Raw genomic sequence first — 9,784 nt, forward strand, 5'->3', positions numbered from 1 at the left:
GCATAGCGCGGTGAGAGGCGGGCGGCCATCATAGAGAGACGGTCCCGTTCACAAGGAGTGTCTCGATGGGCGACCGCACGGCCTTCCGCACCTGCCCCCTCTGCGAAGCCCTGTGCGGGCTCGAACTGACCCTCGACGAGGCGGGCACGGTCACGCGGGTCCGCGGCGACGAGAAGGACCCGTTCAGCAAGGGCTACATCTGCCCCAAGGGCGCGACGCTCGGAAGCCTCGACGGCGACCCCGACCGGCTGGCGGAGCCGCTCGTGGCGGGCGAGGCCTCCGGATGGGACGAGGCGTTCGAGACGCTGGCCCGGCGGCTGGCCGAGGTCGTCGCGCGGCACGGGCGCGACGCCGTCGCCGTCTACATCGGCAACCCGACGGCCCATTCGATCGCCGGGCCGCTGTACGGGTCCGCGATCGTCAAGGCGCTCGGCACCCGCAACCTCTTCACGGCGAGCACCGCCGACCAGATGCCCAAGCACGTGGCGTGCGGGCACATGTTCGGCGACCCCCTGGCGATCCCCGTGCCCGACCTCGACCGCACCGGGCACCTGCTGATGCTCGGGGCGAACCCGCTGGAGTCCAACGGCAGCCTCGCGTCCGCCCCCGACTTCCCGGGACGGCTGAAGGCGATCCGGGCGCGCGGCGGGAAGATCGTCGTCGTGGACCCGCGCCGGACGCGGACGGCCGCCCTCGCCGACGAGCACCTGTTCATCCGGCCGGGGACGGACGCGTTCTTCCTGATGGCGCTCGTCCACACCCTGTTCGCCGAGGAGCTGGTCGCGTCCGCCGGGCACCTGGCCGGGCGCGTCAACGGACTCGACGACCTGCGCGCCCTCGCCGTCGACTTCGCCCCCGAGGACGTCGCGGCCGTCACCGGCGTCGGGGCCGCGACGATCCGCAGGACCGCGCGCGAGCTCGCCGCCGCGGAGCGCGCCGCCGTCTACGGCCGCATCGGGACGTGCACCCAGGCCTACGGGACGCTGAACAGCTGGCTCGTGGACGTCCTGAACGTCCTCACCGGGAACCTCGACCGCCCGGGCGGGGCGATGTTCCCGCGGCCCGCCCACGCCCCGGTGTACCGGCGCAAGAAGCCGTTCACGACCGGACGGTGGCGCAGCCGCGTCCGCGGGCTGCCCGAGGTCAACGGCGAGCTGCCCGTCGCGACGCTCGCCGACGAGATCGAGACGCCCGGCGAGGGGCAGGTCAGAGCGCTGATCACGATCGGCGGGAACCCGGCGCTGTCGGCGCCGAACGCCGCCCGGCTCGACCGCGCGCTCGCCGGCCTGGAGTTCATGGTCAGCGTCGACCCCTACCTGAACGAGACGACACGGCACGCGCACGTGGTCCTGCCGCCGCCGCGGCCCGCGCAGACCCCGCACTACGACATCGCGCTCACCGGGCTCGCCGTCCGCGACTACGCGCGCTACTCGCCGCCGGCCGTCCCGCTGCCGGACGGGCGGCCCAGCGAGGCCGAGATCCTCGCGCGGCTCGCCATGGCCGCCTCCGGGACGGACGGCGACCCCGCCCTGCTCGACGAAATGATCATCAAGGCGACGCTGGAGAAGGCCGTCGCGCTGCCCGGCTCCCCGGTGCTCGGCCGCGAGCCCGACGAGCTGCGCAAGATGCTCGACACCGGCACCCTCACCGAGCAGCGGCTCGACATGATGCTCCGCCTCGGCCCCTACGGCGACGCGTTCGGCGGCGAGCCCGCGCTGCGGGAGGAGCCGGGCGGCGACGCGGGCTTCACCGGCCTGACGCTCACGCGGCTGCGCGCCGAGTACCCGCACGGGCTCGATCTCGGCGCCCTCAAGCCGCGGCTGGACGAGGTCCTGTGCACCACGTCCGGCCGGATCGAGCTGTGCCCCTCCACGTGCGCCGCCGACGTCGACCGGCTCCGCTCCGCCCTGCGCGACCCGGGGACGTCCGGCGGCATGGTGCTGATCGGACGCCGCCACCTGCGGTCCAACAACAGCTGGCTGCACAACGTCCCCGAGCTGGTGCGCGGCTCCAACACCTGCACCCTCCAGCTCAACCCGGCCGACGCCGACCGCCTCGGCGTCGCCGCGGGCGACACCGTCCGGGTCACGTCCCGGGCGGGCGCCCTGGAGGCCGTCGCCGAGCCCACCGACACGATCATGGTCGGGGTGGTCAGCCTGCCGCACGGCTGGGGCCACGACCGCCCCGGGACCCGGACGCGGGTCGCGAGCCGGCACGCCGGGGTGAACGTCAACGCCGTCACCGACGAGCAGGAGATCGACCCGCTCTCGGGCAACGCCGTCCTCAACGGGGTCCCCGTCACCCTGGAGGCGGCGCGCTGACCCGTTGTTTAGCCCCTCCCGGCACCAGGTAGGTATGACTGGCCGCGGAGGAACGCGGGAGACTAGGGTCGCAACAGGCGTCCCAGCAGGACCGCGGAGGAGGGGCATGAACCGACGGGTCAACATCTTCCGGCGCGGAGAGAGCCCCCAGGCGACCGCGCGGCTGGCCGACGCCACCGAGAGGCTGGAGCACGCCGGCGCCCTGGACCGCCCCATCCGGGTCCTGTCCGGGGCCGTCCGGCGGGTGCTGCGTCCAGGGCCGGTCAAGGACGCCCTGCACGGCGTCCCGGTCGGCCATCCGGCCCACGCGCCGCTCACCGACCTGCCCATCGGGCTGTGGATGTCGGCCGCCGTCCTGGACCTCGTCCCCGGCACGCGCCGCGCCTCGCAGGTCCTCGTCGCCGCCGGGCTCGCCGGCGCCGTCCCGACCGTCCTCACCGGCATCGCCGACTGGTCGGCCCTGCACCGCGAGCAGCAGCGCGTCGGACTCGTCCACGCCGCCGGGACGGCCACCGCGAGCATGCTCTACTCGGCGTCCTTCGTCGCCCGCCACCAGGGCCGCGACGCCGCCGGGCGCGCGCTCGGCTTCGCGGGCCTCAGCGCCCTCGTCGCGGGCGCCTACCTCGGCGGGCACCTGGCGTTCCGGCAGGCGGCCGGCGCCAGCCACGCCGACCAGCTCGCCCACCTGGTCCCGCTCGGCTGGCACGACCTGTGCGCCGTCGAGGACCTCCCGGACGGCTGGCCCGTCACCCGGCGCCTCGGCTACATCGACCTGTTCGTGCTGCGGCAGGGCGAGGAGGTGCACGTCCTCGCCGACCGCTGCAGCCACCTCGCGGGACCGCTCCACCAGGGCCGCGTCCTGACCGGCGACGGCGCCGACACCTGCGTCGTCTGCCCCTGGCACGGCAGCACGTTCCGCGTGGCCGACGGCTCCGTCGTCCACGGCCCGGCCACCGCCCGCCAGCCGTCCTTCGAGACCCGCGTGACCGAGGAGGGCACCCTCCAGGTCCGCCCGGTCTGACGGCTCCGGTCTGACGGCTCCGATCCGAGGCGCCCGCGCATGCGCGCGGGCGCCTTCGCGCGTGCCCGCCGCCCTTCGGGCGATGCCGGTATGGCCCCGACCTCGGGGGGATCATGAGGTTTTCACTGATTGACCCTTTTTAATGGGGTCCGGATGTCCATTATGAGCATTTAGTCAGAGGTATGGAGATAGCCGTTGGCCGTTCCGCGATAAATCCTTCACAGTGCCCACTGATCACTATTCTCAATGTTTGCGACCAGAACGACATGCACGGAATTCCCCTCGGGAAGCGTGATCAAGGAACGATGCCGGACACCTCCGGCACCGAAGATCATTTCGTTGGGGGAAGAATGAGGACAAGCGCGCGAACCGGCATGGCACTCGCCGTGGCCGGTGCGGCGAGCGGGCTGTCGCTGCTGTCCGGCGGAGCCGTCGCCGTCGCGGCGACGGACGCGAACCACGCCGAGGCGGCGACCGGCGCCCGCCAGGCGGCCGTCTGCCGGTACGAGGTCACCGCACGGCACGGCCTGGCGGTCCGCAACGGTCCCGGCACCAGGTTCAGGCAGGTCGGCACGCTGCCGTTCCGCAAGCACATCAGCGCCGACTGCAAGAGGACCGGCTGGACCCAGCTTCGCGGCAGCGTCCCGCCGGCCTGGATCGGCAAGTGGGTCGCCGTGCGGTTCCTCAAGCAGATCACGCCCATCCGCGTCTGCCGGTACGAGGTCACCGCACGGCACGGCCTGGCGGTCCGCAACGGTCCCGGCACCAGGTTCAAGCAGGTCGGCACGCTGCCCTTCGGCAAGCACATCGGCGCCGACTGCAAGAACAGCGGCTGGACCCAGCTGCGCCAGAGCGTCCCGCCGGCCTGGATCGGCAAGTGGGTGGCCGTACGGTTCCTCAAGCCGATCAGGCCGCACGGCGGCGTCATGGCCGGTGGCGGCGGCACCTCGATGTCGAGCTTCCCGATGCTGGCCGGCGGCGGTCTCGGGGTTCTCGCCCTGGGCGGCGGCATCGCCGTCGTGACCCGTCGCCGTCAGGTGAAGGGCGTTTCCTGAGCCCATGGACAGGAGAAGGCGCGGCGGCCGGTCGAGCCGTTTCCGGTACCGGCTGGCCGCCGCGCTCATCGCGACAGGGACCGCGATGTTCGTGGTGGGATTGGTGCGCGACCATTCCGATCCGCCGCCGCAGCCGCCGTCCTCCGATATCGCGCGGCCGGCTCCGAGAAGTGCGGAACCCGGGCCGGACATCGCACTGCGGCCCTCCCATCCCGAACGCGTCAGAATTCCGTCCATCAAGGTCGACGCGCCGATCCGCCGCGTCACCACCGAACGGGACGGAACGCTCGGCGTTCCGCCGCTCGACCGGGTCCGGGAGGTCGGCTGGTGGGAGGACGGCCCGACGCCCGGCGAGAACGGCAGCAGCGTGCTGGTCGGCCACGTCGACTCCAAGTCGGGCCCCGGCGCCTTCTACCGGCTCGGGGCGCTCCGCCCGGGCCGCACGATCGAGGTCGTCCGCGCGGACGGCACGGCCCCGGCCTTCCGCATCGACCGGATCGAGCGCGTCGACAAGGACGAGTTCCCGACCGACAGCGTCTACGGGCAGCGGGGCCGCCCGGAACTGCGCCTGGTCACCTGCGGCGGCCGATTCGACCCCAAGCGAGGGCACTACCTGGACAACGTCATCGTCTACGCGTCCCTGATCCCCGGTCCCGGGAACGCCGTTCCGGGGACCCACCGCAAGTCCTGACGGCCGGTCGCCGCCGGCCGGGCCCGGCCCCGCCGAGCCCGGCCCGCGGCTGGTCAGCCGGACGGTTCGCGGCCGTCGGAGGCCACGGGGTGCTCCACCAGGGCCAGGACGCGGCTCGCCATGAAGCGGGCCGTGCGGACGGGAGTCCCCGTCCGGGTGACCTCGCTGACCTCCACGACGCCGCGCCGCGTCGCGATCTCCACGCGGCGCCCCGCCCGGCTCGCCGCGACCTCGTACGTCCGCGTCCCCTCGCCGGCGTCGATCACGATTTCGACCCTGTCGCCCTTCATCCGCGCGAACCTCCGGTAGTCGAACGTATATTCGACTTATACCCGGAACGCCTCGCTCGCAACCCTCCCAAAAGGTGCGAAAGCCCTGGTCAGGCCAGGAGATTGACGATCGCGACGACGCCCACGACGACGATCACGGCGCGCAGCGCCAGCGGCGGGATGCGGCGGCCGACCTTGGCGCCGATCATGCCGCCGCAGGTGGAGCCGGCGGCGATGAGCAGCACGACCGACCAGTCGATCCCGGCGTCGGCGAACAGCCACATGAGCGTGAACAGGATCGCGGCGGTGCCGTTCACGACGGCCGACAGGACGTTCTTGCCCGCGTTCAGGCGCTGCAGGTCGTCGTCCAGCATGATGCCGAGCAGGGCGATGAGGATGATGCCCTGCGCGGCGCCGAAGTAGCCGCCGTACATGCCCGCGAGCAGCACGCCGGCCCACAGCGTCGGGCCGCCGTGCTGCGGGCGGTGCTCGCCCTCCCGGCGGCGCAGCATCCACTTCTGCAGGCGCGGCTGCACGATCACCAGGACCAGCGCGATGACGATCAGCGCGACGACGATGACGTCGAACGCCTCGGCGGGCAGGCCGAGCAGCAGCAGGCCGCCGATCACGGCGCCGATGAAGGAGCCGGTGGCCAGGCGCGTCAGCCGGCCGCGCTGCCCCTTCAGCTCGTGGCGGTAGCCGTAGGCTCCCGTCACACCGCCCGGGACGAGCCCGATGTTGTTGGAGATGTTCGCGACCACCGGCGGGTAGCCGAGCGCCACCAGGGTCGGGAAGGTGATCAGGGAGCCGGACCCGACGACCGTGTTGATGCCTCCGGCGGCCACACCGGCCGCGAAGACGGCGGCCGCGTCAAGCAGATTCACGTCCGTCCCATCCCTGCGCTACGAGTTCCCGACGGCGCGTACATCGTAGGGATGCCGTGGCGGACGGCCGACGATCGGGGGGTCGTTTTGGGGCATCCCGCCCGGTTCAGCGGGCCGAGCGGGCGTACCAGCGGCCGTTCTGGCGGTCGATCGTCAGCGGAAGCCCGAACGTCTCCGACAGGTGCCCCGGGGTGAAGACCTCGTCCACCTTGCCCTGGGCGACGATCTGCCCGCTCCGCAGCAGCAGCGCGTGGGTGAAGCCCTCCGGGACCTCCTCCACATGGTGGCTGACCATCGCGATGGCGGGCGCGGCCGGGTCGTCGGCGAGCGCGGCGAGGCGGGCGACGAGGTCCTCGCGCCCGCCGAGGTCGAGGCCGGCGGCGGGCTCGTCGAGCAGCAGCAGCTCGGGGTCGGGCATCAGCGCGCGGGCGATCTGGACGCGCTTGCGCTCGCCCTCCGACAGGGTGCTGAACGTCCGGCGGATCAGGTCGGCGGCGCCGAGGGCCTCCAGCAGCGCGACCGCCCGGTCGAGGTCGGTCGAGTCGTACTCCTCCTGCCAGCGGCCGAGGATCGCGTACGAGGCCGTCAGCACCAGGTCGATGACCGTCTCACCGGCCGGGACCTTCTCCGCGACGGAGGAGCTGGCGAGGCCGATCCGCGGCCGCAGCTCGAACACGTCGGTGCGGCCGAGCTCCTCCTCCAGGATCGAGACGCTGCCCTCGGTGGGATGCAGCATGGCGGCGGCGATCTGCAGCAGCGTGGTCTTGCCCGCGCCGTTCGGGCCGACGATGACCCACCGGTCGCCCTCGTTGACCGTCCATGTGACGTCGCGCAGCAGGGTGGCCCCGCCGCGCCTGACCCCGACTCCGCGGAGTTGAAGCACCTCGCCTGCCATCGCGCGCCTTCGTCCCCAATCCGGTGGTCCGTGCTCCCGCTTGCAGGAAAGAACCTATGCGATCCGGGGCGGCCGTGGCCCCCCGGGATCGCACCAGGGAAGCGGCTCCGGAACACCCCCGCGCCGCGAGAGGTCCCTTACGTCCGGTGGCACCGGCGATCCGAGCGCTTATCGTGGATCGCATGCCCATTGCGGAACGCACGAGACCGAGAATGAGCACGGACGTATGAGCAGGGCCGTCGCGATCGCCCTCGTCGCCTGGGGCAACGCCTGGCTGACGGGGCACGTCGGCCTGGACGAGGCCGTCGACGAGGTCGAGAAGAGCGCGGGCCCGCAGATCGTCGGCGGCGAGCCCGCCGAGGTGACGCTGCGGCGCGGCCTCGGCGACCTGCGCGTCGGCGGTCTGGCGGCGCTACGGCTGGCCCTGCCCGAACCGGGCGACCCACTGGGACTGACCGGGCCGCCGTCCTTCAACACCGCGGCGATCGATGCGGGCGCCGCCGCCGTGGCCGTGCTCGACGGGCGGGCCATGGGGCTCGTCCCTTCGGAGGACCGGCGCGGCTCGTCCTACGTCGGCGTCCGCTGGACGACCCACGACGCGTCGGCGGCGCCGCCCGACGTCCCGTCCCTCGCGGAGGCCGACCGGCGGCTCACGCTCGCCATGCGGGACGCCACCGAGGCGCTGCTGGCCGTCGACGACTTCGCGGGCATGCCGCCCGAGATCGCGGACGCGCTGGTCGCGCCCGAGTCCAGCGGGCTCGCCGCCAGCGCCCTGCACCGGGGCGTCGTCTACACCCACAACGACTCCGGCGGCGTCCCGAAGGTCTACGCGCTGGGCCCGGACGGGAAGGTCGTCGCCGTGCTCACGCTCGCCGGCGCGGGGGCCCGCGACTGGGAGGCGATGGCGATCGGGAAGGACGGCCGCGGCCGTCCGGCGATCTTCGTTGCGGACATCGGCGACAACCTCGGCGGCGCCTGGCCGTACGTGACCGTGTACCGGATCCCGGAGCCGGCCCGGCTGGTGAGCCAGGCGCTGCGGGCGACCCGGTTCCAGATGAAGTACGAGGACGGGCCGCGCAACGCCGAGACCATGATGATCAACCCGCGCACGAACCGGCTCTACATCGCCAGCAAGCTGTTCGGCGGCAAGGTCTACGAGGCGCCGGCGCGGCTGCGGACCGGCGGCTCCAACGTCCTGCGCGAGGTCGGGGACGCCCCGCCCATCGCGACCGACGGCGCCTTCGCCCCCGACGGGCGGACCTGCGTCATCCGCACCTACTTCGGCGCCCGGCTGTACTCGGTCGGCGCCGACGGCCGCCCCGCCAAGACGATCAAGTCGCTGGACCTGCCCCGGCAGGTCCAGGGCGAGTCGGTGACCTACACCCCGGACGGGAGGTCGCTGCTGGTGGGCTCCGAGGGTGTGAACCAGCCGGTCTACCGGCTGCCGCTGCCGGAGGAGGCGCTGCCGTCGCCGGCTTCCTCCCCCGGGCACGCGGGCGCGGGCGGTGACACCACGAGCGGCCGCCGGGACGCCACCAACACCCGGATGGCGCTGTTCCTCGCCCTCGCGATCGCGGGGGCGGTCGGCTACGGCCTGGTGCGGCGACGGCGGTGAGAGCACGGCGGCGGTTCCACGGAGGCTCGGCTCACGTGACCGGTGAGCCTCATGTGACGGCGGTGGAGTCCCGACCTGACCGGCGCGATGGATGTCGGTTCCGGAGGGCGACCGGATCGTGGAAGGGGGCGACGGGCCCGCGGGGACCCGTGTGAGGATGCGGACTGTGGAGCATGAGCTGGTGGGCCTCGCGGGATCCGGCGGCCGGTGGCGCCCCGTCGCCGCGGGTCCGTTCACCGTCCTCGCGGTGGCGCTGGCGCTGCTGCCGATCAGGCCGGGGTGGCTGTGGGCCGCGCTGATCGGCGCCGTCGCCGCGTTCCCGTGGCTGCTCGGGGCGGTCCCGGAGGCGCGCCGCCGCCGCCCGCGCCCGTACTGGCGGCTGTCGTCGGCCGGTCTGGAGCGCGTCGGCCCCGGCGGGCTGACGATGGTCTCCTACGAGCGGTCCCGGATCGACGGCCTGGCCATCACCACCGGCGACGGTGTCCTGACCGTCTTCCACCGGTTCGGCCGCACCGCCGTGGGCGGGATGACCGCGATGGGGCTCGAACCGCTCGCGGTGTTCGTGGCGGCCCGCAGGCTCGGCATCCCCATGCACGTCCTGGACGGCGAGGCCGCCGACCTGCTCGACCCGGCGCTCGACGAGGCCCTGCGCGTGTCCGGGCTGGAGGACGACGTCCCCGGCGGCGGTCCCCTGCCGCGCGACCACGCGGCCGAGAAGCGCCTGCTGGACCAGGAGGCGGCCCTGCTGGCCGCGGCGCACGAGCCGCCCGCCGAGCCCCCCGCCGGCCCCGCGTCCCGCGCGACGCCCGAGGAGCAGCGGCTGGCCACGCCGGAGCCGCTCCCGAGCCGCCGCCGGATCGTGCTCCTCGGCGCGCTCACCGCCCTGCTCGGCGCCGTCATGATCGTCCGGATCGCGCTGGACGGGACGGGCGAGTTCGGCGCCCGGCTCGCCGCGGGCTGCTGGGCGCCAACGCCTTCCATTGGCGGTCGGCGACGGGGCGCCAGGCGTCGTGCCGCTCGTGGAAGAGCGCGA

General features: G+C 73.6%; 8 protein-coding genes and 1 pseudogene. 6 read left to right on the forward strand and 3 right to left on the reverse strand.

The genetic code is table 11. The features are described from left to right. The first annotated feature begins 65 nt into the window (after positions 1-65). The 4 genes from AB0K37_RS23255 to AB0K37_RS23270 all read left to right on the forward strand — a co-directional run bounded on the left by AB0K37_RS23255 (position 66) and on the right by AB0K37_RS23270 (position 5,088). A complete protein-coding gene (locus AB0K37_RS23255) occupies positions 66-2,321 on the forward strand; it encodes a molybdopterin oxidoreductase family protein (RefSeq protein WP_363984365.1) in 2,256 nt (751 codons plus the stop codon). 106 nt (positions 2,322-2,427) lie between these two features. Beyond that, positions 2,428-3,342, forward strand: a complete 915-nt coding sequence (locus AB0K37_RS23260) for a Rieske (2Fe-2S) protein (RefSeq protein ID WP_363984367.1) — start codon at positions 2,428-2,430, stop codon at positions 3,340-3,342. Between the two features lie 374 nt (positions 3,343-3,716). Further along, positions 3,717-4,397 carry a hypothetical protein gene (locus AB0K37_RS23265; protein WP_363984369.1) on the forward strand — a complete coding sequence of 227 codons (681 nt, stop codon included), beginning with the start codon at positions 3,717-3,719 and terminating at the stop codon, positions 4,395-4,397. Between the two features lie 4 nt (positions 4,398-4,401). After that, positions 4,402-5,088, forward strand: coding sequence for a class F sortase (locus AB0K37_RS23270; RefSeq protein WP_363984371.1), 687 nt, complete (start codon positions 4,402-4,404; stop codon positions 5,086-5,088). A 53-nt stretch (positions 5,089-5,141) separates the two neighbouring features. Here the strand turns inward: AB0K37_RS23270 and AB0K37_RS23275 are convergent, their stop codons facing one another. The 3 genes from AB0K37_RS23275 to AB0K37_RS23285 form a co-directional block, all read right to left on the reverse strand. Further along, positions 5,142-5,378 (reverse strand): hypothetical protein, encoded by a 237-nt coding sequence (locus AB0K37_RS23275; RefSeq protein WP_363984373.1) that lies wholly within the window; start codon positions 5,376-5,378, stop codon positions 5,142-5,144. 89 nt (positions 5,379-5,467) lie between these two features. After that, on the reverse strand, positions 5,468-6,241 hold the full coding sequence (locus AB0K37_RS23280) for a sulfite exporter TauE/SafE family protein (protein ID WP_363984375.1): 774 nt from the start codon (positions 6,239-6,241) through the stop codon (positions 5,468-5,470). Positions 6,242-6,347: 106 nt separating this feature from the next. Further along, on the reverse strand, positions 6,348-7,136 hold the full coding sequence (locus AB0K37_RS23285) for an ABC transporter ATP-binding protein (protein WP_363984377.1): 789 nt from the start codon (positions 7,134-7,136) through the stop codon (positions 6,348-6,350). 226 nt (positions 7,137-7,362) lie between these two features. On the opposite strand from AB0K37_RS23285, the gene AB0K37_RS23290 reads away from it, so the two are divergent. Then, complete coding sequence (locus AB0K37_RS23290) at positions 7,363-8,751, forward strand: hypothetical protein (RefSeq protein WP_363984379.1); 1,389 nt, start codon at positions 7,363-7,365, stop codon at positions 8,749-8,751. A 166-nt stretch (positions 8,752-8,917) separates the two neighbouring features. Then, positions 8,918-9,784 (forward strand): annotated as a pseudogene (locus AB0K37_RS23295) (hypothetical protein); the annotation flags it as partial.

Origin of the sequence: Actinomadura sp. NPDC049753, assembly GCF_040674655.1 — a bacterium.
GTDB lineage: Bacteria > Actinomycetota > Actinomycetes > Streptosporangiales > Streptosporangiaceae > Spirillospora > Spirillospora verrucosospora.

Coding starts and splice junctions, on each gene's coding strand:
- AB0K37_RS23285 (WP_363984377.1), bottom strand. CDS start 7,136: ATGGCAGGCGAGGTGCTTCAACTCCGCGGAGTCGGGGTCAGGCGCGGC.
- AB0K37_RS23275 (WP_363984373.1), bottom strand. CDS start 5,378: ATGAAGGGCGACAGGGTCGAAATCGTGATCGACGCCGGCGAGGGGACG.
- AB0K37_RS23265 (WP_363984369.1), top strand. CDS start 3,717: ATGGCACTCGCCGTGGCCGGTGCGGCGAGCGGGCTGTCGCTGCTGTCC.
- AB0K37_RS23290 (WP_363984379.1), top strand. CDS start 7,363: ATGAGCAGGGCCGTCGCGATCGCCCTCGTCGCCTGGGGCAACGCCTGG.
- AB0K37_RS23255 (WP_363984365.1), top strand. CDS start 66: ATGGGCGACCGCACGGCCTTCCGCACCTGCCCCCTCTGCGAAGCCCTG.
- AB0K37_RS23270 (WP_363984371.1), top strand. CDS start 4,402: ATGGACAGGAGAAGGCGCGGCGGCCGGTCGAGCCGTTTCCGGTACCGG.
- AB0K37_RS23260 (WP_363984367.1), top strand. CDS start 2,428: ATGAACCGACGGGTCAACATCTTCCGGCGCGGAGAGAGCCCCCAGGCG.